This window comes from Chlorobiota bacterium, assembly GCA_016710285.1.
In the GTDB taxonomy this organism is placed as follows: domain Bacteria; phylum Bacteroidota; class Ignavibacteria; order OLB7; family OLB7; genus OLB7.
Map to the genome: position 1 here is coordinate 3745510 of JADJXR010000001.1, position 22748 is coordinate 3768257.

The 22748-nt window shown below is 58.1% G+C and carries 14 protein-coding genes and 1 other RNA gene; 8 read left to right on the top strand and 7 right to left on the bottom strand.

The features are described from left to right. Window positions 1-220 precede the first annotated feature (220 nt). On the top strand, window positions 221-2974 hold the full coding sequence (locus tag IPM61_13930) for a T9SS type A sorting domain-containing protein (protein ID MBK8912415.1): 2754 nt from the start codon (window positions 221-223) through the stop codon (window positions 2972-2974). Window positions 2975-3053: 79 nt separating this feature from the next. Here IPM61_13930 and ssrA read toward each other — a convergent pair. From ssrA to IPM61_13950, 4 genes are all read right to left on the bottom strand, one after another. Continuing rightward, window positions 3054-3427: a transfer-messenger RNA gene (gene ssrA / locus IPM61_13935) on the bottom strand. A gap of 298 nt (window positions 3428-3725) precedes the next feature. Continuing rightward, window positions 3726-7274: a hypothetical protein gene (locus tag IPM61_13940; protein ID MBK8912416.1), complete on the bottom strand. Its 3549-nt coding sequence runs from the start codon at window positions 7272-7274 to the stop codon at window positions 3726-3728. A gap of 266 nt (window positions 7275-7540) precedes the next feature. Further along, the gene (dacB, locus tag IPM61_13945; protein MBK8912417.1) at window positions 7541-9088 is read right to left on the bottom strand and encodes a D-alanyl-D-alanine carboxypeptidase/D-alanyl-D-alanine-endopeptidase; all 1548 of its coding nucleotides are present in this window, start codon (window positions 9086-9088) and stop codon (window positions 7541-7543) included. Further along, on the bottom strand, window positions 9085-9630 hold the full coding sequence (locus IPM61_13950) for a flavin reductase (protein MBK8912418.1): 546 nt from the start codon (window positions 9628-9630) through the stop codon (window positions 9085-9087). The genes dacB and IPM61_13950 overlap by 4 nt, the downstream gene beginning before the upstream one ends. Before the next feature lie 110 nt (window positions 9631-9740). On the opposite strand from IPM61_13950, the gene IPM61_13955 reads away from it, so the two are divergent. The 5 genes from IPM61_13955 to ruvB all read left to right on the top strand — a co-directional run bounded on the left by IPM61_13955 (window position 9741) and on the right by ruvB (window position 16587). Next, window positions 9741-12629 (top strand): hypothetical protein, encoded by a 2889-nt coding sequence (locus tag IPM61_13955; GenBank protein MBK8912419.1) that lies wholly within the window; start codon window positions 9741-9743, stop codon window positions 12627-12629. Between the two features lie 330 nt (window positions 12630-12959). Then, a complete protein-coding gene (locus tag IPM61_13960; protein MBK8912420.1) occupies window positions 12960-13700 on the top strand; it encodes an electron transfer flavoprotein subunit beta/FixA family protein in 741 nt (246 codons plus the stop codon). A gap of 42 nt (window positions 13701-13742) precedes the next feature. Then, window positions 13743-14717: an electron transfer flavoprotein subunit alpha/FixB family protein gene (locus tag IPM61_13965; protein ID MBK8912421.1), complete on the top strand. Its 975-nt coding sequence runs from the start codon at window positions 13743-13745 to the stop codon at window positions 14715-14717. A 70-nt stretch (window positions 14718-14787) separates the two neighbouring features. Further along, a complete protein-coding gene (locus IPM61_13970) occupies window positions 14788-15396 on the top strand; it encodes a bifunctional nuclease family protein (GenBank protein MBK8912422.1) in 609 nt (202 codons plus the stop codon). A gap of 150 nt (window positions 15397-15546) precedes the next feature. After that, window positions 15547-16587, top strand: a complete 1041-nt coding sequence (ruvB, locus tag IPM61_13975; GenBank protein MBK8912423.1) for a Holliday junction branch migration DNA helicase RuvB — start codon at window positions 15547-15549, stop codon at window positions 16585-16587. A 9-nt stretch (window positions 16588-16596) separates the two neighbouring features. Here ruvB and IPM61_13980 read toward each other — a convergent pair whose 3' ends face one another. Continuing rightward, window positions 16597-18120: a hypothetical protein gene (locus tag IPM61_13980; protein MBK8912424.1), complete on the bottom strand. Its 1524-nt coding sequence runs from the start codon at window positions 18118-18120 to the stop codon at window positions 16597-16599. A gap of 82 nt (window positions 18121-18202) precedes the next feature. On the opposite strand from IPM61_13980, the gene nadC reads away from it, so the two are divergent. Further along, window positions 18203-19075 (top strand): carboxylating nicotinate-nucleotide diphosphorylase, encoded by an 873-nt coding sequence (gene nadC, locus IPM61_13985; protein MBK8912425.1) that lies wholly within the window; start codon window positions 18203-18205, stop codon window positions 19073-19075. Window positions 19076-19120: 45 nt separating this feature from the next. Here the strand turns inward: nadC and IPM61_13990 are convergent, their stop codons facing one another. Together IPM61_13990 and IPM61_13995 are read right to left on the bottom strand one after the other, a co-directional pair. Beyond that, the gene (locus tag IPM61_13990) at window positions 19121-19792 is read right to left on the bottom strand and encodes a LysE family transporter (protein ID MBK8912426.1); all 672 of its coding nucleotides are present in this window, start codon (window positions 19790-19792) and stop codon (window positions 19121-19123) included. 45 nt (window positions 19793-19837) lie between these two features. Next, window positions 19838-21370, bottom strand: coding sequence for an amidophosphoribosyltransferase (locus IPM61_13995; GenBank protein ID MBK8912427.1), 1533 nt, complete (start codon window positions 21368-21370; stop codon window positions 19838-19840). Window positions 21371-21436: 66 nt separating this feature from the next. Between IPM61_13995 and IPM61_14000 the strand changes: the two genes are divergently transcribed. Continuing rightward, window positions 21437-22594, top strand: a complete 1158-nt coding sequence (locus IPM61_14000) for a glycosyltransferase family 4 protein (GenBank protein ID MBK8912428.1) — start codon at window positions 21437-21439, stop codon at window positions 22592-22594. The last annotated feature ends 154 nt before the right edge of the window (window positions 22595-22748 follow it).

Genomic DNA, 22748 nt, shown 5'->3' on the forward strand with positions numbered 1-22748 from the left:
ACATACAATTCTGCGGTAGCGTTCTCCAAGCACTTTTTTAGGTGGGGATTGTGTAAGAGTGTCAAGCCTTTTTCTGGAATCCCGCAATCTTCCATCGGAAAACCTTGATTGTTCCTATCACCACAACCCTTCGTCTCCCTATCTTGCCCCCCTAACCGTTGGTCCAAGCCGCCAAACTTACGCGGCGCAGTCTGTGTGTGTGTACCGATTCCAACATCAGATGAAAAACCTGCAACCGATTACCGCTTCCTTCACGCTTCTTTGCTGCATCCTGATTGCGGCGTGCGCCCGCACCGATCAACCGCCGGCTGCTGCGGGCGGTCCCGAAAATCCCCGCGACCGCGCTGCTTGGGAGCTGATGCGGCTGCGCGACCCCGCAACCGGGCGTATCCCCGATGGAATTTCTGCGCGTGAACTTGCCTTTGCCAAGTCCTTGCCACACCGGCCCGGTGGAGCATTTCTGAAATCGCTGGGAGTGCAGGAATATGGCTGGCAGCAGCGCGGTCCGTTCAACGTTGGCGGGCGCACCCGCGCTCTGGCACTGGACCGAACCGGGGAGGATACCATCCTTGCTGGCGGCGTTTCTGGGGGGATGTGGCGGTCCACCAACGCTGGCGGAAGCTGGACCCGGGTGACGCGGTTGGATATGCACCCCAGCGTCACGTGCATCCAACAGGACCCCCGCCCCGGAAAGGAGCGGACGTGGTACTACGGAACCGGCGAACTGTACGGCAACAGCGCTACCGATGGCGGGGCCTATTACTTGGGCGATGGCGTATTCAAATCCACCGACAATGGAGTTACGTGGGAACGTGTGAAAGGAACCGGATCGGGAACCCCCAGCTCCTTCGATAACGTCTCCGATCTGGTGTGGAACCTTGCGGTGGACCCAAGCAACCGCGATCAAGATGAAATCTACATTGCCGTGTATGGTGAGGTTCGCCGCACCACCAACGGCGGCGAAACGTGGCAGCGTGTGCGGGGGGGATTGAACCCTTCCTATGCCACCGATGTTGCCGTCACCGATAGCGGTGTGGTGTATGCCACGCTTAGCAGCGATGGCTCGCAGCGGGGAATCTTCCGCACAGGGGGGCAAACATGGGTGAACATCACCCCGCCGGAGTGGCCCCGAACCTACAACCGCATCCGCATCGGCCTTGTCCCGTCGGACCAAAACGTCGTCTATTTTTTGGGGGAAACGCCTGGCAGCGGGGCATTGGGGAAGAACTTCCGGGGGGATTCATCGTGGCAAAGTTTGTGGCGATACACCTACCTAAGTGGCGACGGAACCGGCACGGGGGGGAAGTGGGAGAATCTGTCGGCCAACATCCCGATTTATGGGACCTCCACCGGGGACTTCTTCTCGCAAGGGGGCTACGACCTGCACGTCACTGTGGACCCCCACAACCCGAACAACGTGGTGATTGGCGGCACAAACCTCTACCGCTCCACCGATGGATTTGCCAGCACGGCCAACAGCAAATGGATTGGCGGGTACAAACTCTGGAAACGGGACAGTACCATCTTGGAGGATTACCAATATCCCAACCATCACCCCGACCAACACGCCGTTGTCTTCTCGGCAACGCGCCCGGGGGTGCTCTTCTCGGCAAGCGATGGTGGCGTTCACCGTAGCGATAACTACTTGGCCGACTCGGTGGAGTGGGATTCGCTGAACAATGGATATTTCACCACGCAGTTCTACACTGTAGCGATTGACCACGCAACCCCGGGAAGCAACTTGGTGATTGGTGGATTGCAGGATAACGGATCATGGGGAACCTCCAGCCTGAATTCCGCAGCACCCTGGGTTGAGCGCGGAACCAGCGACGGAGCCTACTGTGCTGTGGTAGATGGCGGGCGCGAACTCTACCTGAGCAAGCAATTGGGGCGGGTCTATCGGGTGCTGTTGGACCAGAGCGGGGCGGTGACGGGGTCCACCCGTGTTGAGCCTGATTCGGCCACCGATTACATGTTCATCAATCCGTTTGTGCTGAATCCTTCGGACCAAAAGATGATGGTGATGGCCGCCGGGCGCTACTTGTGGCGGAACACCGATCTGACGGCAATCCCGCTTTCGTCCACCCAACGGACCACCATCAACTGGGCGAAGCTGGAAAACAGCCGGACCGATTCGGCTTCGGTGGTCTCGGCCATCGGGGTTTCAACGGCTGCCCCGGCAAACCGTGTGTGGTATGGAACAAGCAGGGGGAAGCTGTACCGCATGGATGATGCGTTCGTTGGCGACCCGCAGTCGGTAAATGTCACGGGAACGGAGTTCCCATCCGGCGGCTACATCACCGCCGTGAATGTGGACCCGATGGATGGAAACCGTGCGGTTGTGGTGTTCAGCAACTACAACGTGATGAGCCTGTTTGAAACCACCGACGCTGGCGAAACCTGGACCCCGATTGGCGGGAATCTGGAAGAACAACCCGACGGGAAGGGGGCGGGGCCATCGTGCCGTTGGTTTGCGTTCCTTCACCGCCCGCAAGGGACCTTGTACCTTGTGGCCACAAGCACTGGGTTGTACTCCACCAAAAAATTGGAGGGCATGAACACCGTGTGGTATCAGGAAGGTGCCGATGTGATTGGGAATGTTGTGGTGACGATGATTGACGTTCGCCAAAGCGATGGCTACGTTGCCGTTGCAACCCACGGCAACGGGATGTTCAGCACTGTGGTGCAAGCGCTTGGCGTTGATGATCCCACCGAAGCCACGGCGGCCTTCAGCCTGTACCCCAACCCAGCCCGCGACCACCTTGTGGTGATGCTTCCTTCGGACCAAGTAACCGAGCAGGCGGAGATCACCCTGTACGACCACACCGGCCGGGCCGCCACCGCGCCGATGCGCCCGCCAATCGGAATCGCCACGCATGAGGTGGACCTTAGCGGCCTTCCATCGGGGAATTACTTGTGCGCGGTGAAGATTGGGAAAAGGAAGATGGTGAGAAAGGTGATGGTGATGGAGTAGGAAGGGGGGGGAGCAGATAGAGCAACGTCATCAAAACAACAGCGGCGATTTCACGCAAAGGAAATCGCCGCTGCTGTTTTTGTGGAGATGGCGGGAATCGAACCCGCGTCCGAAAGGAGACCCCTGAAGCCACTACGCTGCATAGTCAATCTTTGAATCTTACCGCCGGCATCCCGATTGACAGGGTTATCCGGCGGCCAGCAGGCAAAGTTCTCGCGACCGATGCCGCTTGCCGAGCATCAACCGCTATCCTGTATTGCGACACCCGAAATCCAACGCCACAGGCAGGCCTTGGCCGGATGCTTGCTGCACTAAGTTCCTACTTAGGCTGCAAGACGGTACTCGTAGGAGTCCGCAGTTACGTTTGCTGATGTTGGGATAACGCGCCACATTAGCAGAGCGCGACAGCGCAACCGCAAGCAATCTTCCCCCCGTCGAAACCAGTGCATCCCCAGTGCTGTGCATTTGCTGGCACAATATACTGCCATGATGATGACGATGGGCCGAAGAAGACCGTAAAAAAAAATGCTGCCCCCGAAACCGAGAGCAGCATTCACACCCATCACAACAAAAAGGAGGAGTTATGAACCAAACCTTTGATAACCCTTTCGGGCTGTGGTGTCATCGGCTTGGTTTTCACCACTCATTCCCTATGACGCACCATCGGAAGCGTTTCGTGTACGGTTGCCGCCCCGTTCAAGGTGTCAGGATGCAACAGCAGCGGCGGCAGTTTGCCGCCGCCCAGCGTGCGTTACTTCAGATACACCACGGTGCGCGATTCGGCGGGCTTGCCGTTGGCGTACAGCACCAGCCGATACGTCCCTGCGGCAATCCCAACCGGCTGCAATCGAACCAGATGCTCGCCCGGTTCATACTCCACCGCAGCGGTTTCCATCACCCTGCGCCCTTGCACATCCACCAGCCCCAGCCGAACCGATGCCGGAGCCTCAATGGTGAAGCGGACATCGGTGGCGGAGGTGAACGGATTGGGGTGATTCTCCGAAAGCCGCAGCCCCGTAACCGCGGCCTCGATCGGCGCAGCGGTTGGGATATCTGGCGATGGAATCGAGGGCTTGTAATCGCAGGTCGTCAGCTTGTAGATGCTTCCCTGATAATCCGAAACCCAGATGTTCGAGTCGGCCGGGTCCAGCTCGATCCCGCGCGCGTTGATGTAGCCGGAAGCCGCGCCTGCGGTCAGGTCAATCGGGCAAAACGCCTGGGTGTCGTCGTCAAAATTGAAGCGGGTTGCCGATGCCCTGTTCAGCACATCGCCGGTGAAGTCGGTGATAACTTGCCAGACCGACAATCCATCGGCACCGGCACAGGCTCCGCGTGGACCGTAGCGAACCTGGTTCGTGCGGTTGTATTTCAGCAATGGAACTAATGGAGCATCGGGTGAGACGATCCGCACCTCCTGCGCGCCGTTGCGGTCGCTCATGTACAGGTACGGCTGCTCGGGATTACGTGCGCCAAGCCAAGCCAAGCCAATCGGATATTTGAATGGCGATGTCCATTGGTTCACCCGCTCCCCATTCTTGGTGATCTCGTACAAGAATCCTCCTGGGTCTTCCGCACCAGTTGAGCGAAGCCGGTGGAGGAAAAAAGTCCCCCGCTCCGGGATGTACGTGATGTCGGTGAACAAGCTATCGGCGCCAGGTATCTGGATGGTGACTTCCGCCACCGAGATCAGCGTCTTTGGGTCAATCTTCAACAGCTTATTGCTGCTGAAGTTCGTTGCCCACAAGAACTCGCCATCGTAGCAGATGCCGTACGGAACGCCCGGCGCGCCGGTGGCGTTCAGCACGGTTCCAACGGAATACCGTTCAATGGTGAAGCTGTTGCTGACCACGCTTTGGGAAGGCTCCTGGATGGATGTCACCCTGATGCGTGCTTCAATGGTAGCAGTGTCGAACACCACCCAGCGCATCACTTCTCCGGCAAGATTGTTTTTCAGCCGTTTCCACGTGCGGCCATCATCCAGCGAGTAATCCAAATGGACGGGGCCGGTGAACCCACGCCACGAAATCAACTGCGACGTGCTTGCCCGCCAGACTTCGCCACCAACCGGGGAGTTGATGGAAGGGGGGATGGTCGGGACCTCTAGATCCACCTCCCACATGCTTCGCCCGTGGGTGGCTGCGCGCACGGTTCGCTTGGTTTTGTGGACCTCGATGTCCCGAATTTCGGTGCGGGGGAATCCGTTGTTGTAGTTGGCCCAGCTGCTTCCGCCGTCGGTGCTGATGAACATCCCGATGTCGCTTCCGGCGTAGATGATGTTGTCATCGTCGGAATGGACCGCCAGCGCGTTGATGGGGATGTCCGGCAGCCCGTTGCTTGCGTCGCTCCAGGTCTGGCCGAAGTCGGTGGTGCGGTACACGTGCGAGGAATAAAATCCGCTGAAGCTGATGTACGCTGTTCCCGCCTGCTTCAGTGCCGGCGCAAAATCAGTTACCGCCCGGTTCGGAAGCCCGTGGCCGTTGGAAACATCGCTCCATTGCTCCCCTCCATCGGTGGAGACCATCACCGTCCCTTGCGTGCTTCCGGCATAAACCACGTCGCTGCTGGCGGGGCTGACGGCAATGGCCGAGACGGTCCCCGCGAAGTAGGGGCTAACCCGCTCCCACGTCATCGAGGGGGCTCCGGCGGTGATGGAGCGGTACACCGATCGCCGCCCGGTGTACATCACTTCCGAACGTGAAGGATCCATCACCAGCGGTGCGGCCCAGCCCGCGTCTTCGTCGGTGTCAATGCCGCTCATCACCGTGTATCGCCGTCCGTTGATGAATGCCGAGATGTTCTCCCCTTCGGGATTTTCGGCGTAGTAGATGTTGGAGTTGTTGTGGTCCACCACCACAAAAAATCCATCACCCCCCATGATGTTTCCGTACACTGCCGAGCTGCTGGTGACGGTTCCGTTGTCCTGGGTTCCGCCGTAGTTCAGGCTGTCCTTTTTCTGGTCAATCGCCATTGCGTAGAACTGCGTAATCGCCAGCCCCCGGGTTTTTTTATCGAACGATACTCCAGCGTCTTCGCTGCGGAACATTCCGCCGTCGTTCCCGCTGTAAAAAACGTTCGGGTTGGATGGGTCGAATGCCATTGCGTGGTGGTCCACATGGACCTCGTTGCCAGTTTGGTTCCACGTGTTCCCGCCGTTTCCAGTCCGGACCATATAGACCCCGCCGGCCAGCACGATATTCGGGTTGGTTGGGTGGACGGAGATCACGTTGTTGTAGTAGCCCTGGCTTTGAGCCACGTTCGCCAGGAAGTCAATCCCGTTCCGGTCGCTGTCGAATGAGTTGGTCCAGCTTTGCCCGCCGTTGGTGGATTTGTAGATGCGGGAATAATGGATGGTGGTGCCCGGGTACTCGTAGGCCAGCGCGTAGGCAATGTTGCCGTCGCTGTGGGCAAACTCCACCGAGATACGGCTGACGGTAACGCTGGAAGTTCCAATCCCGGGAACCTTTGTCCCGATTGACTTCCCGCCGTCGGTGGTCCGGTACAGGCCGTTGCTGAAGGTGCCAATCAGCAAGGTGTTGGGGTTGGTGGGGTGCATCGAAAGGTCCGCAATGGCGATGTTCGATGAACGGGTCCAAGTAATCCCACCATCCTCGGTCCAGTACAGCCCCGCGTTGTTCCGAACTCCGCTGGCGATGATGTTGTTGGTGTTATTCGGGTTAATAACGATGTCGGTAATGGACCCGACGTTCGTTAGCCCCAGCGGCTTCCATGTTTCCCCGCCGTCGGTGCTTTTCAGGATTCCCGCGCCGTTGTAGGTGTCGCCGTTGGCGCTTACTGGCTCGCCGGTTCCGGCATACAGGATGTCTGGATTCTTGGGGTCAACAGCGATTGCCCCCATCGAGAGTGAGTTTTCCGAATCCATCACTGGCCGCCACGTGTCGCCGCGGTTGGTGGATTTCCAGACACCCCCGTTGGCCGCGCCAGCCCACAACGTTTTTCCATCGGTCGGGTGGACGGCAACCGTGTGGATACGCCCCCCAAGATCGTATGGACCAAGCTGCCGCCATTGCTTCAGTGCCTGGAACGGCGCGCGGTGCTGCCGCATCTTTTCGGTCATCTGAATAATGGCATCTTGGCGTGCTCCCTTCGGAATCGTTCCAAACGGATAGGCGCGAAGATTGAAGTAAAACTCCATCCGCTTCATCGGATTCTCTTCCTCCTTCTCCATCTCCAATTGCTGGGAGCGGAGAAGTGAGGAGCCAACCAGCCATAACAATCCAACCAGCAGAAATGGAAGGCGCAACGGGCGCAGTGTTGGACCTTTTAAGCGATACTTGCTCATGGTTATGCAGGAAACGTGAAAAAGGGACTGTGTGAAAAGGGATACTGTGAAAACGGATACCGTCAATTCGATTGCAGTAATAACCTCCAATCAAGCAAGGCTGTTACACCCGCTGGCTGAAGTTGTTGTGCAATTGGTGGATTGCCACGCCGGAAGCGTGCTGGCAATGCGCGGAAGGGAGGGAAAAGGACTGCTGCGAACGGTCTGCGGCAAGAATACGGAAGGTTCATGGCGCGGAGCAAGCCACCGCGGGGAACAGAAGCGTTTCAACTTTTACGGCTGAAGTTGGCAAGCCGTGTTAAAATTTGGTCGTGAGCCTTGTTCACCAATGCCGTCGGGACGGTGTAGTTGTTGACGGCGATGCTGAACGCCAGCCATTCGCCGTCGCGGGTGCGGACGTAGCCGCTAAGCGCGCGAACCCCACCCATGTAGCCCGTCTTCCCGAACACGTTCCCTTCGGCAGCGGTTCCGGCCATGCGTGTGGCAAGCGTCCCATCGGTGCCGGCCACCGAAAGCGTGCTAAGAACGTCGCGGAACAACGCTGGTTTGCGATACGCCCAACGGAGCAGTGTGGTCATGTCCGCAGCCGAAATCATTGCCTGGCGCGAAAGCCCCGACCCATCGGCCAGCCGAAGCCGCTCAACGTCAATGCCTACGGTGCTCAGTTGCCGCTTCACCACCTCAATTCCGGAAGCTGTGGAGCCAACGCCGAAGGTCCGTTCCCCCATGGCCTTCAGGAGCATCTCGGCGGAAAGGTTCAGGCTTTGCTTGTTGGTTGCCGCGGCAATCTGGCGCAGTTCGGGGGAAAGGTACAGGGCAATCCGGCGCGAGGTTCGGGGGGCATCGTGCAACGGGGCGTGGTTGGCATCATACGCCCCGCCGCGAACCTCAATCCCGCTTCGCCCTAACTCCTCGCGGACCAGCGTTGCAAAAAAAACAGAGGGCTGCTCGATGCTGATATGCTCGGTGTACGGCTCGGCCCCGGCAGCAATATTTCCCGCAACCACAATCACCGCGCTTCCACGGTCGCGATGGATGTCCAGCGTTGCCACCGAATCGGAGCGGGTGGTTTGCGCGGTGACGCGAAGGGTGACGTAGGCGGTGGAGGGGGAGACATCAATCTGGACCGGCTTCCCCGCAGCCTTCCCTGGCGCGACGGTGACGGCGATGCTGTTATCGTACATCGCCGCGCCGCTAATGGGGGCGTTGAACCCAAACGTTTCGTCGTCCCACGCCCAGCCCGGGGCGTAGGGGATGGTGTCGAACAGGGAAGCATCCACCACAATGTGGCGGACCGAGCGGATCCCAAGCGAATCGAGCGTGCGCGCCCACCCTTGCAGAACCTCCTGCGGGTTGATCCCAAAACTTGGCGAGATCGAGGGGTCGCCACTGCAGCGGATCACCAGGTCCCCTTGCAAGTCGCCATTAACCACTTCCCCGGTGGCAATCACTTCGGTGGAAAAGCGGAAGGAGCTGCCCAGTTTGTTCAGCGCGGTGATGGTGGTAAGCAGCTTGATATTGCTGGCCATTTGCCGGTTGCGGCGGTCCTGGAAGCGATAGACCTGGTCCCCATCCTGGCAGCTAACAACGGAAACGCCCCATGTTGCATCGGCAAAATTGCGGTCGGCAAGGATTCCGTCAAGGTCCCGCGCCAACCGTGCCAGCGCCACCCGATGCTCGGTGCGGCCTGTTCCGGTGGAAGGGGGATGCTGTGCGTTTGCGGTTGCCGGGCCTGCAATCACCATTGCCGCCAGCAGCGCAAAACTGCGGAGCAGGGCGGCGTTGGCGATGCTGTTTCCGGCGGCGGGTGTCATGGTTGCTGCGTGGATTGTTCCGGACGGTTCAGCCGGTGATACTCACGGTGATAATAAAGCAATGGCCAAGCGGGATCGGGGTCCGAGTCGGTGCCGACAACTTTGCCGAACATCACCACATGGGTTCCAACGCGGATTGTTCTATCCAACACGCACTCGAACCGCGCCATTGCGTGGTCCAAGATTGGAACACCATTAACCCCTTCGGCCACCGGAAGGTTCCCGAATTTCTCATCCCCATCAATGGCCGCGCTGAACCGCTGCGAAAGCTCGGCTTGATCCTCGGCAAGGATATGGACCGCAAACGCCTGCGACTCCTGGATCATATCGGCCAACTGGCTTTCGCTGTTGATCGAGACCATCACCGTTGGCGGCTGCAACGTCACCGAAGCAAACGCCGAAACGGTGATGCCGTACCGGATTCCGTCATGCTGGGTCGTCACAATCGTGACACCGCTGGCAAACTGCCGCAACGCCTGGCGCAGCTCATCGGGCGAAACGGGCGGTAGGTCCTTCCAGCGGTCGTAATCGGATCGGAACATGAACCGAAAATAATCATTGAACCGGCACGCTGTTGCGGTTCCGTTGCTGATGCTTTACTTTGTTGCTAACCAAGCTGCTAACCGTCCCACGTAAACCCTTCAACGTGAATATGAAACGCTTCTTCCTTCTGCCATTTTTGTTGATCTGCTGCTCCGTTGTTGCGCAATCGCAACCGGAATCCTCCGGTGGGGACCGCCCCGACCACGGCCGCCGTGCACGCCCCGCGCTTGAGGAATCCTACGAGCGGGGAGGCCATGAAGAAGGGAGAGGGGGGGGCGAATCGGAAAAGAATGATCGCCCCTATCTGCTCCGCTCGCCGATCAATCGCCAATCCGGGTTTTTCCTGAACCGAAGCACCATCGTTGGCGAGCCTGCGGTGAACCCTCCGGCCCAAAACGAAAGCTCCATTGCCATCAGCCCGCTGAACCCCAACCTGCTGATCTCCTCGGCAGTGGATACCCGTGGAGCAATCGTGTACGTCTCCACCGACGGCGGGAACAGTTGGAAGAACACCGATTTGGGGAAGGTCAACACCAACTGGCAGACGGGGAACGACCCTTCGGTTGGGTTCGACCATTTGGGGAACGGCTACGTGATGTTCGGGGCGTTCCCACGCGGCAACAACACCGGCGAGTCAGGGGTCTATCTTTGCAAAACAACGGATGGCGGCGCGTCGTGGTCGGTCCCGTACGTGGTGATTGAGCACAAAGGGACGATGACCGACGACTCCGCCTTCGAGGATAAGTATTACATCGAGGCGGACAACTCCCCAAGCTCCCCTTTCCGTGGCAACCTTTACACCCCGTGGAAACGGGTGATTGACCGCGACAGCTCCACCCAAATCGTGGTTGCCCGCTCCACCGATGGCGGGGCAACGTGGGGCGTTCCGGTGCGGGTAAGCCCACGGAAATCGGGGAACAGCCTGGACACCACTTTTGGCCAGAGCTTCCCGATCACCACAACCGGCCCGAATGGCGAACTGTACGTTGCTTGGAACGATGGCCCAAGCCGCTCCATCGGCTTTGTCCGCTCCACCGACGGGGGATTGACCTTCAGCCAACCGACCTATCCGGTGCAGAATTATCCCACCCACGGAACGGCCCGCACCGTTGGCACCGGGGCCAACCAAAGCACCTACCACGTTCTGAAAGGGACCTTCCGTGCGGAAACCTACCCGACGATCATGGCCGACAACTCCAACTCCCCGCGCAAAGGCTGGCTCTATCTGGCCTACTGCGCCGGGCTGACTCCGGACCTCTATTTCCTTCGCTCCACCGATGGCGGGCAAACTTGGACCCAGCCGAAGACGATCACCAGCGTCACGACCAACGACCAGTGGTGGCCCTGGATGAGCGTGGATGAGACCACGGGAGACATTGCCATCATGTACAGCGACAGCCGCAACGACCCGGCGAACATCGCCATTGACACCTACATCAGCTACAGCGCCGACGGCGGCGAAACTTGGATTGACCGCCGTGCCACCGATGCCACCAGCGACTTCCGGAAGAACCCGTTCATTGACCAAATTTTTGCGGGGGATTACAGCGGCTGCGCCTTCCACGATGGCCGCATCTATCCTTCCCACCTTGACACCCGCGACAACGACAACAACGACGTGTACACCGCCATTATCAAAGTTCGCCAGCCGTACCCGGTGGAGAATCTTGTGGCGAAAGGGAGGTTCGAGGATTTGACGGAGGTGACGTTGTCGTGGAAGAACCCGGCGATGGAAAGCATCTTTGGCAAGCCGTTCAGCAGCTACACGCTGGAGCTTTCACGCGATGGAGTTCCCCACCGCACGCTGCCGTCGGGAACCACCAGCTTCACCGAAAACGGGTTGACGATTGGGCAGGAGTACCGCTACGAGGTTCGCGTTGCTGCCGGCCCCGACACCAGCATCCTCCGTGATGTGACGTTCAAGCCCGGGGATGCAAAGCTGCCGTTGGCACCAACAATCGTTTCGGTGACGGAGATCGGTCCGCAGGTGGGCTTGCGGCTGAAGCTCCCATCGCTCCGTGCCGACTCGGTAACGCTGCTGAACAATCTGAAGGGGTGGAAACTTTACCGCGACGGCGAAAAAGTGGCGGAAGGGATTGGGGATACTGGTTCGGTAATCACCGTGAACGATGCGCCGGCAAAGCGGGGGTATTACGTCTATCGTGCCAGCGTTGTGGACGCTTCCAACCCGGGGAACGAAAGCGCGAACAGCGATTCGGTGATTGCCTTTGGCGGGCCGGTTGGCAACTACGCCGAAGGGTTCGATGCGGACGCGCCGAAGATGCTTTCAACCGGAACGTGGGGGCTGACTTCCACCGAATCGCAAACGCCGCCGAACTCCCTCACCGATTCCCCAATCGGACGCTACAAGGCCCGGACCAACAGCTTCACCCAGGTCTGGCCCGTGCTGGTGAAATCGAACACGGTGTTCCAGTTCGACCATCTTGCAATCATTGACAAAAGCGACACGGGCTATGTGGAGATCAGCCACGACACCGCGCAAACGTGGCAGATGCTGGGGTGGTGGAACTCGCAATCCTACGACGACTGGAAGGACACCGCCGGGGCGCATGGGAAATGGCACTCCGAGCGGTTCGGGAACCTTGCCACGGCAGGGGAAGGGCGGCTGGTGTTCCTCCGGTTCAGAATCTCAACCGGCACACTGGGCCAAGCCGAAGGCTGGTTTGTTGATAACGTGACCTTCACCGAAGGAACCGTTGGGACGGATGCCGAACGCCGCCTGCAAGCTGCAACCATCAGGCCAAATATCATTGCAGCTCATGGGCTTCTTGAATTTCAAGTAGAACAGCAACGCGAGGTCCAGGTCCGGCTGCTGGATCCTGTTGGCCAAGTGGTGATGCGGCAAGAGTTGGGGACGCTCCCCGCCGGCGCGCACAGCCTTGCGATTGATTGCAGCCAGCTAAGCAACGGCAGCTATTTCTACGAACTCCACATTGGTGATGCCGTCACGCGCGGAAGGATGATGGTGCACCGGTAACCGTCCCGACTGAGTCAGGGTCTCTACCGTTCTTGGTGCTATTCTTGGGGCAGGGGTAGCCGTCCCGACATTCGTCGGGATTGAGAAAAGGTCTTTAGCCTTCGGCGTCTTCTGGGCCCCGATAAAGATCGGGGTCGCTACCGTTCTTGATGCTATCGTTGGGTCGGGGTAGCCACCCCAATAGGCTTCAGCTTTTTCGCAGGGGGGCTTCACAGTTAGAAAGTATGACCACAGGGGGAATTTCGCCAGTTCTTCCTATCCCCCCATGTATATTTGCCCGCTGTTTTCAGCAACAACCGACTTACACAAACACAACTCAAGCATATCACCATGAACATTGTTGTCTGCGTTAGCCACACGCCCGACACCGCAACCAAAATTGTTGTTGGGGCCGATGGCAAAACGATTGACCCAAAAGGGGTGAAGTTCATCCCCAATCCCTACGATGAATTTGCCGTGGAGGAGGGCCTGCGCCGCCGCGACGGTGGCACGCTAACGCTTCTGTGCGTTGGTGGCGATTCCGCCAAGGAGACCCTTCGCTGGGGGCTGGCCGTTGGTGCCGATAAGGCGGTGCTGATTAAGGATGAACAGCGGAACGATTCCTTCGGCGTTGCCAGCTCGCTTGCCGAAGCAATCAAAGGAATCAACCCCGATCTGGTTTTGGTTGGTCGCCAATCCGTTGATTACGATTCGGCCCAAATCGGCCCGATGCTTGCCGAATTGCTGGACCTTCCTGTGGTCAGCTTCGTCACCAGCTTTGAAGTCAACGGAACCACCATCCGTGCCGAGCGCGACGTGGAGGGGGGGAAGGAAGTGGTGGAAACAACGCTCCCCTGCATCATCACCGCGCAAAAGGGCTTGAACGAGCCACGCTACCCCAAACTTCCCGACATCATGAAGGCAAAATCAAAGCCGATTGAGGAACGCGCCGCCGCCGGCGTGGCGGACCGGACCGAGACGATCGGGATGCGCCTGCCAGAGAAGAAGCAGGGGGGGAAGGTCCTGGAGTTTTCGCCGGAGAACGTCCGCGAGATCGTTCGGCTGCTGCATGAGGAAGCGAAGGTTATCTAATCCACAATTCACATATCCACGACACTTCCAAGAACGCACACCATGAACATTCTTGCATATATCGAACAACGCGGCGGGCAGCTGAAGAAAAACGCCTTCGAGACCGTCACCGCTGCGCGGAACCTTGCTGCCGAAACTGGCGGGAAATTTTCGGCACTGATCGTGGGGGAGAACGTTGCCCCACTGGCCAGCCAGCTTGCAGCCTACGGCGCGGCAGATGTTATCACCGTTGAGGATGCACGGCTTGCGCAGTTTGCATCGGGGGCGGTTAGCAGGGCAATCGCATCGGTGGCCACCGCCGAAGGTGCCAACGTGATCCTGATGAGCAACACCTCGCACGGGAAGGACCTTGCGCCACGGGTTGCCGTGAAACTTGGCGCGGGCCTTGTCCCCGATTGCGTGGGATTAACCGCCAGCAGTGGCAACGTGGTGGCCACCCGCCCAGTCTTCGCCGGAAAAGCTCGGGTTGACGTTTCCGTCACTACTCCAAGCAAAGTCTTTTCGCTGCGCCCAAACGTCTTCACCGCCAGCGCGGTTGATGGGGTGGCGGCAACGGTCCGTTCGGCAGCGGTCAGTTTTGAGGAGAAGGATTTCGCAACGCGGGTGGTGGAGACGAAGCTCAACACCGGAAAGAAAGACGTGGCCGAGGCCGACGTAATCGTCTCGGGCGGACGCGGCTTCAAGGGGCCGGAGAACTTCTACCTTGTTGAAAATCTTGCCGATGCGCTTGGCGGGGCCGTTGGGGCATCGCGCGCGGTGGTGGATGCTGGCTGGCGGCCACACTCGGAGCAAGTGGGCCAAACCGGGAAAACCGTTTCCCCATCGCTCTATGTGGCGTGCGCCATCAGCGGAGCGGTCCAGCATCTTGCAGGAATGTCAAGCTCGAAGTACATTGTTGCCATCAACAAGGACAAGGACGCACCAATCTTCGGCGCTGCTGATTATGGCATTATCGGCGATGTGTTCGAGGTGCTTCCGGTTCTTACCCAGGAAGTAAACGCGCTGCACGGCAAGTAACAGCAATCGCTGCGGAAGGATGGTGGGAAGGGAACACAAAACCCTGAATGGAACGCAATTCGCGAACGGCATGGATAGAGTTCAAATGGAGATTATCGGGCTGACCAGTAGCCCCCAAACAAGCGGCTCGTACGCGCTGATTTTGCAAGAAACCGGCGGGATGCGGCGGCTATCCATCCTGATTGGTGGGGACCTTGCCCAGGCCATCGCGCTGGAGCTGGAAAGCCTGAAGCCGCCGCGCCCAATCACGCACGATCTTATGAAAACGATGATTGATGCGTTGGGCACACAGCTGCTGGATGTCTGCATCACCGAGCTTCGCGAAAGCACCTTCTACGCTGTGCTGAATATCGAAGGAGCAAGCGAGCCGATTGACGCGCGCCCCTCCGATGCTATCGCCCTGGCGATCCGTTGCGGTGCCAGCATCTACGTTGCCGAATCGGTTCTTGCCGAAGCGGGAGTGCTGCCGCAAGATGGAGATGATTTTGACGACGATGATGATGACGACGAAGAGGAGAGTTTCGAAGGGGAGAAAGAAATTGAGGAAGCGAAGCCAGAACGCCCAAAAACCTTGCGCGAGGTCCTGCAAGGAAAACTGGACGTTGCCGTGAAGCAGGAGGACTACGAGCGGGCGGCCCAGATCCGCGATGAGATTGACCGCCTGGACCGGAACAGCTGAACAACGCGCCCCGTGGGCAACCAGCCATTGGGGCGCATCGGCCAAGAAAAAAGCAGCGCGAGCTTGGAAAGTTTTCAGGCTCGCGTTGTCTTTTTGCAGCCATCAACTATCTTGCTTCGGCCATCGAACAACCCAAACACCACAGCAACAATGGGACAACCAAAAGGAAATCGCACATCGGTCAGCCAGCAGGTCCAAAGCACTATTGAGTCGGAGATTGAAGCCGCATTGCGGCCCAGTGGATTCCATGAATTCACCGGGCAAAGCAAAGTGGTTGATAACCTGATGGTGTTTATCAAAGCCGCCAAAATGCGGGAGGAGGCGTTGGATCACGTGTTGTTCACCGGCCCCCCGGGGCTGGGGAAAACAACGCTCAGCTACATCATCGCCAACGAGATGAATGCCGAGATAAAAACCACCAGCGGGCCGGTGCTGGAGAAACCTGGCGACCTTGCCGGATTGCTCACCGGGCTGAACCACGGCGACATCCTGTTCATTGATGAAATCCACCGGCTTAGCCCCGTGGTGGAGGAATATCTCTACTCGGCAATGGAGGATTACCGGATTGACATCATGATTGATTCCGGCCCCAACGCACGGTCGGTGCAGCTCACCATTCCGCAGTTCACGTTGGTGGGGGCAACCACGCGCCAGGGGCTGCTGACTGCCCCGCTTCGCAGCCGTTTTGGGATTATCAACCGGCTGGATTACTACTCGGTGGAGGACCTCTTCCGGGTTATCAACCGCTCGGCGGCCATCCTCACCATTCCGATTGAGCCGGAGGGGGCCTACGAGCTTGCGCGCCGCTCGCGCGGGACCCCGCGGATTGCCAACCGCTTGCTTCGCCGCACCCGCGACTTTGCCGATGTGAAAGGGAACGGCATCATCACCAAAAGCATTGCCGATTACGCCCTGGCCCAGCTTGAGGTGGATGAGCACGGGCTTGATGAAATGGATAAAAGAATTTTGGTGGCGATCATGGAGAAATTCAACGGCGGCCCGGTTGGATTGAACACTCTGGCGATTGCCGTGGGGGAAGAACCCGGGACGATTGAGGAGGTCTATGAACCATATCTGATCCAAGAAGGCTTCATGCAGCGCACCCCGCGTGGCCGCGAAACCACCCCCCTTGCCTACCGCCATTTCGGGATAGAACGGAAAGTGGGGGACCAGCAGGGATTGAATTTATAGCGGGCCTTGCTACTCCCGCAGCAGCACCATCTTTCCATATCGCCGCCCATCTTCCGACAGGATAATCGGCGGCTGCAAGCTGGCCCACGACGAAGCTCCATCAACCGCAAATTTTTGGGCGATTACTTGGCTGGTGTATTCCCCGGGGATTGCTGTGGGGGTGTCGCGAACGGCAAGGATGATAAGCTGCCCAAGCGGGTCCACGGTTAGGGTTGCGTCCCGCTCGGGCATTGGGGTGTTGAACGCTGCCACGGCATATTCGCCATCGCCCCAGGCCTGCGCGCCATCGGCGGCGATTCGCTGCACAAAAATGTCGCGGTCGTTGGCCACGGTGTCGGTTGCCCCCGTTACTTCCATCGAGAGGTAGAAATTTCCAAGCCCATCGGCAATCAATTCCTGATGCTCAACCTGCCCCTTTGGGATTCCTGTCAGCACCGCTTTTTTCCCTTCGTTCCACAGTGGCTTCCCAAGCATATCCAACCGCTGCATTCCAATAAATGTTTGGTGCCCAATCTGGATTTTGAACGCCACGGCAAGCCCTGCGGGTTCGGCCACCACCACGGGGTCGGTCTCGCGGGCTTTTGCGTCGGAGCTTACCAGCGGCACGGCTGTTTCATCAATCCATCGGCGCGTTCCGTCGGGGGCGATGCGTTGGGCAAGGATATCAATGTCGCCCGTGCGGTCCCCAGCGGTGTAGGCGATTTCGTAGGCCACGTAGGCCCCGCAGGCTCCATCGCTTACCACCGCTGCATTCCGTTCCAAATGGCGGCTGGAAGCAACGTGCACCGGGTTTGCCGACGCGCCCCATGCTGCCTTCCCGTAGCCATCAATCCGCATCGCTAAAAGGTCGCTGGCCACAACGGAGTCCTTGGCAATGGAGGCACTTTCGTACACGGCAATCACCCCGCCACGGCTGTCGGCAACGGCCCCGGAAAGAAGCTCGCGCCGTTTGGTTTTTGCCACCCACGATCCCGACCCCCACACCGGCTTCCCATCGGCTCCGATTTTTACGGCGGCAATGTCAACATCGCCATAGATGCTGGCGGAGTAATGGACTTCGTACAGGACCATGATCGAGCCGTCGTACAGCTTCACCGCCCGTGCGTTTTGTTCGCGGAAGTTCGAGCGTGCAATCGGGGTGATGTGGTTTGTTGAATCGCCCCAACGGTCGTGCCCTTCGCGGTCCAAGCGGCGCATCAGGATGTCGCGGTCGCCGGCGTGTGCGCTGGAGTTATGCTCCACGGTGTAAACAAGAAAACAGCCACCATCGGTATCGGGAAGGATGATCGGCGAAAATTCCTTGTAGTTTTGCGAACAGATTGAGGCTGGGGCGGCCACTGGGGTCTCAATCCGTCCATCGGTGAAGAAGCGGGCGGCGATAATGTCCTGGTCGCCGGTGTGCTCTCCGCTCAGAAATTGCGCCGGGAAAAGTGCGGCAATTCTGCCGATCTGTGCCGAAGCAACCATGGGGATTGCCAACGCAATGGCAGATGCAAGTATTACGCGGACCAATGCCGGTTTCATTGAGTTCATAGCGATTGTCATCCTGTACCGTTTTGGGCAAGATACGTGGAAAATCCCCGAATAACCATTCTCACAAAACCAACCATTTACCATGCCATACCCTGCGTTGTTGAATGATCTTTCCATCCTTCGGCTTGTTCAAATCGCTTTGAATGAAGATATCGGCGATGGCGACGTGACAAGCGAATCGCTGCTGCCGCCGGAAACCTACGGCCAAGCGGTGATGCTGGCAAAGGCCGAAGGGGTGGTGGCCGGGACCGCCATTGCCGATTTAGCCTTCCGCGAAGTTGACGGCGATGTCACCTGCGATTGGATGATGGAAGACGGGGCAAGGGTTGCGCCCGGCAGCGTTATCGGCCATATCAGGGGACCGGTGCGAAGCATCATCATCGGCGAGCGGACCGCGCTGAATTTTATGCAGCGGATGTCGGGCGTGGCCACCCTAACGCGCCGTTTTGTGGATGCCATTGCGGGAACCGGCGCCACGATTTTGGACACCCGCAAAACAATCCCCGGCTGGCGGCTGTTGGATAAATATGCCGTTGCCGCCGGCGGTGGCAAAAACCACCGAATGGGGCTGTACGACATGGTGATGATTAAAGACAACCACATCGAAGCCTACGGCTCGATTACCGGCGCGGTCCAGGCCGCTTCGGCATGGCTGGGGGAGCGGGGTCTTCAGGAGCGGATACCGATTGAGGTGGAGACGCGAAACCTTGATGAAGTCCGCGAGGCGTTGAAGCTCCCCGCCGTTGCCCGCATCATGTTCGACAATTTTACGCTGGAGATGATGCGCCAGGGGGCAGCGTTGGTGGATGGAGCAAAGGAGACCGAAGCGTCGGGGGATGTGACGTTGGAGAACGTCCGGCAGGTGGCCGAGACCGGAGTGCAGTTTATCAGTTCCGGTGCGCTAACCCACTCGGCAAAAGCCTTGAACATCTCGCTGGAAATTATGCGGCAGTGATGCGTGCGGCGCAGATTGCTGCGGGGCAATGCCGGCGGGTACGGTTCACCAAATATTCTTCCAATCGGTGGATGTCGCGACCTTGAAGGCAAGGATAATGGCGAACAGAACAAACGCCCATCCAGCAAACTGATAGACCCTTCCGATAAAGTTGGAGGGGATCCGCAAGCGGAATTTCATCAGCAATTGAAGGAGCGCAAAGAACCAAAGGAAAACCCCGCCGCCGAACCCAACAGCAAGGATGATGTTGTCGGTGGGGGTTGCGCCAACAACCCCTTGCAGGTGGGTGTTGGTCCGAAGCGCGCCAATCACCAGCGTCAAGGTGGGAAGGAAGGTGGGGGAAGCAAGGTTCATCAAGCCAAGCAACGCGCCCAAGGCAAAAGGGGAGCGCAGCCCAAGAAGTTTGGCGCGCTCCTCCTGCTTCTGCTCCTTTGTGGCCGAGGCCACCACTTTCTGGGACGTGGCTTTGAAGTAATTCCGGGCAAGCACCAGCAGCACCACAATGCATCCTAACTGCACCAACACCACCAGCCAGCCAAAGGAAGTAATGGAGCGCAGCAGCGAGTCAACAAACGCCGACGACGCAAAGGCGGCCAGCGTGGCGAACAGGACATCGGCAAGTGCCGCGCCGGCACCGATTTGGTAGCCGACGCTTCTGTGCCCATCCAATGCTTGCTTGATAACTGCGATAGAGATTGGCCCCGGCGGAATGGCCAATGCGAACCCTGTAAGAATTCCAAGAAGGAGATCGCCAAGATACACTTAGCCGATCTCCTCGAGCGCAAGTTTGCTGGCTTCGGAGTCAATCTCCACCGGGTAGTTTCCGGTGAAGCAGGCGGTGCAGTAGCCTTCCCCGTTTTCGTGCGGGACGGAATCGAGCAGGCCTTCAATCGAGAGGTAGTGGAGCGACTCCACCCCAAGCGAGTCGCGAATGGCGCTGACGTTCAGGTTGAAGTTATTGGCGATCAGTTCCTCCTTGCTGGGGAAGTCCATGCCATACTTGCAGGGGTGGGTAATCGGGGGTGAGCTGATGCGAAGGTGGACGCTTCGTGGGGCGGCTTCCTTCACCAAGTTGACCAATGCTTTGCTGGTGGTTCCGCGGACGATGGAGTCATCCACCACAACCACTTGCTGGCCTTCCAACACCCCGCGAACAACGTTGAACTTCATCTTCACTTTCAGCTCGCGGTTGGACTGCCCGGGGGCAATAAACGTCCGGCCAACGTAGTGATTACGGATCAGCCCAATTTCATAGCGGGTATCCTGGTCGTACAGGTCTTCGTTCACCTGCCGGAATCCCAGCGTTGCGGTGTTGGAGGAATCGGGGACGTTAATCACAACCACTTTTCCTCCTGGTCGGTCGCTAATCATTCCGGATTCTTCGGCAAGCCGTTTCCCCAGCTTGCGGCGGACTTTATCCACCGAGTGGCCGAAGATGTGGCTATCGGGGCGGGAGAAGTAGATATACTCGAAGATGCAGTGGGCAGGGCGGGGGGTAACGTCGTCAATCTGGTAGGAATGGATATGGCCGGTTTTGACGGTTTCGGCATCAATCACCACAATCTCGTTCGGGCGGACATCGCGCACATACTCTGCCGAAAGGATATCCAGCGCGCAAGTTTCGCTGGCGACGATGTAGGTGTCGCCCAACTTCCCGATGCAAAGGGGGCGGAATCCGTGGGGGTCGCGGGCGGCCACAAGGGCATCGTCGGTCAGGATGGTGACGGAGTACGCGCCGCGCACCTGGCGCAAGGCATCCCGAATTCTGCCGATGGTGCTATCTTCACGGCTTCGCGCAATCAGATGGAGCATGATCTCCGAATCGGTGGTGGTTTGGAACAGCACGCCATCGTTGCTCAGGTTCCGGCGAAGCGTAAGGGTATTGGTCAAATTTCCATTATGGGCAAGCGCAAGGTTCCCGTGGTGGTAATTGACGAAAAAGGGTTGGATGTTGGCCCGTTTGATATTGTTGCCGGTGGTGGAGTAGCGGTTGTGGCCAATGGAGCAATCGCCGCGAAGGTCCTTGACCAAGATGTCTTCGTTGAAAACATCCAACACAAGGCCGTGGTCCTTATGGATAGTGAATGTCCGTTTCCCGGGGCGCGACTGGCTTGGTCTGGAAGCCACAATTCCCGCAGCTTCCTGGCCGCGATGCTGAAGGGCATGAAGGGCGTAGTAGGTCATTACCGAAGCTCGTGGGTTGTTGAAGATGCCAACAACACCGCAGTTGCACAGGGGTTTGTCAATCTCGCGCTGGTGTTGCGTTGCCGCTTCGGAGGATTGTGGAAGTTCCATACGGGAAGTTCAGTGAGTGTTCAGGAAAACCGTTCAAATCTACGACAGGAAGGTAGTATCACAGCAATGAAGATCGCGTTGATCGGCCCCGCGTTTCCGCTTCGTGGCGGAATTGCCCACCACACGAATATGCTTGCCATCTATCTGCGGAAGCATGGCCATGCGGTTGATGTTATCACCTTCCGCCGGCAATATCCCAAAATCCTGTATCCTGGAAGGTTTCAGGAAGAAATAGGGGATGGAGGAGGGTTTGCCCAGCAGGTGCAATCGGAGCGATTGATTGACAGCATGAGCTTCGGCAACTGGAAGAAGGTTGGGCAGATGCTTCACCAGCGGAACTACGACTTGATTGCTTTCAAGTACTGGACGCCGATGCTGGCTCCGGCATTTTCCCAAATAGCCAAGTGGGCGCGGCATCAGGGGAAGAAGGAGGTGATGGTGATTGTGGACAACCTGTTCCCGCATGAACGGCGGCCAATAGACCGGTTCCTCACCGATAAATTTTTCCGTTATTGCAGTTTGGCGTTGACGCAATCAAGCACGGTGTACAACCAGCTGGCGAAAGCCTATCCCGCAATCCCGCAACGGCTAACGCCCCACCCGATGTATGAGAATTTTGGGGCGAAAATCAACGCTGCCGAGGCACGCCAGCGGCTGGGAATCACCGCGCAAAAAGTGCTGCTGTTCTTTGGATTCGTGCGGCAGTACAAAGGGCTGGATCGGCTGCTATCGGCCATGCCCGAAATTGCCCGCCGCCACCCCGATGCCCAGTTGTACGTGGTTGGTGAGTTTTTTGGCGGCGAAAAGAAAAAGCAACCGTACCTGCAACAGATTGAGCAGGGTGGGGTGAAGGAGCAGATCACGATTGTGGATCGGTATGTTCCCAACGATGAAGTCGCGCTCTGGTTTTCGGCAGCCGATCTGCTTGTTCAGCCTTATCATTCGGCAACCAACAGCGGCATTGTCCAGATTGCCTACAACTTTGCCACCCCGCTGATTGTGACGAACGTTGGCAGCTTGGGCGAGGTTGTGGTGGACGGCACAACAGGGCTGGTGATTGATGACCCTTCCCCCAGCGGCATTGCCAACGCTGTGGATAAGATGTACCACGGCCAGACCATCCAACAGTTCTCCCAAAACATCCTTCAAGAGCGGAAAAAATATAGCTGGGATGCTTTTGTGGAGGGGATGGTCGAGCATACTGTATCGGTGCAACAACGGTGAAATTTTAGGAAAAACCTTGCTGTTGTTAAAAAAAAATATACGTTTGCTCCTGCTGTCAGTTACTACACCATTCCCAACACAACAGCATGACGTTGTTCATGCTGCATTGCAAGCCCATTGAAGATTACACGTTTGCTACCAGCAAACCAGCATT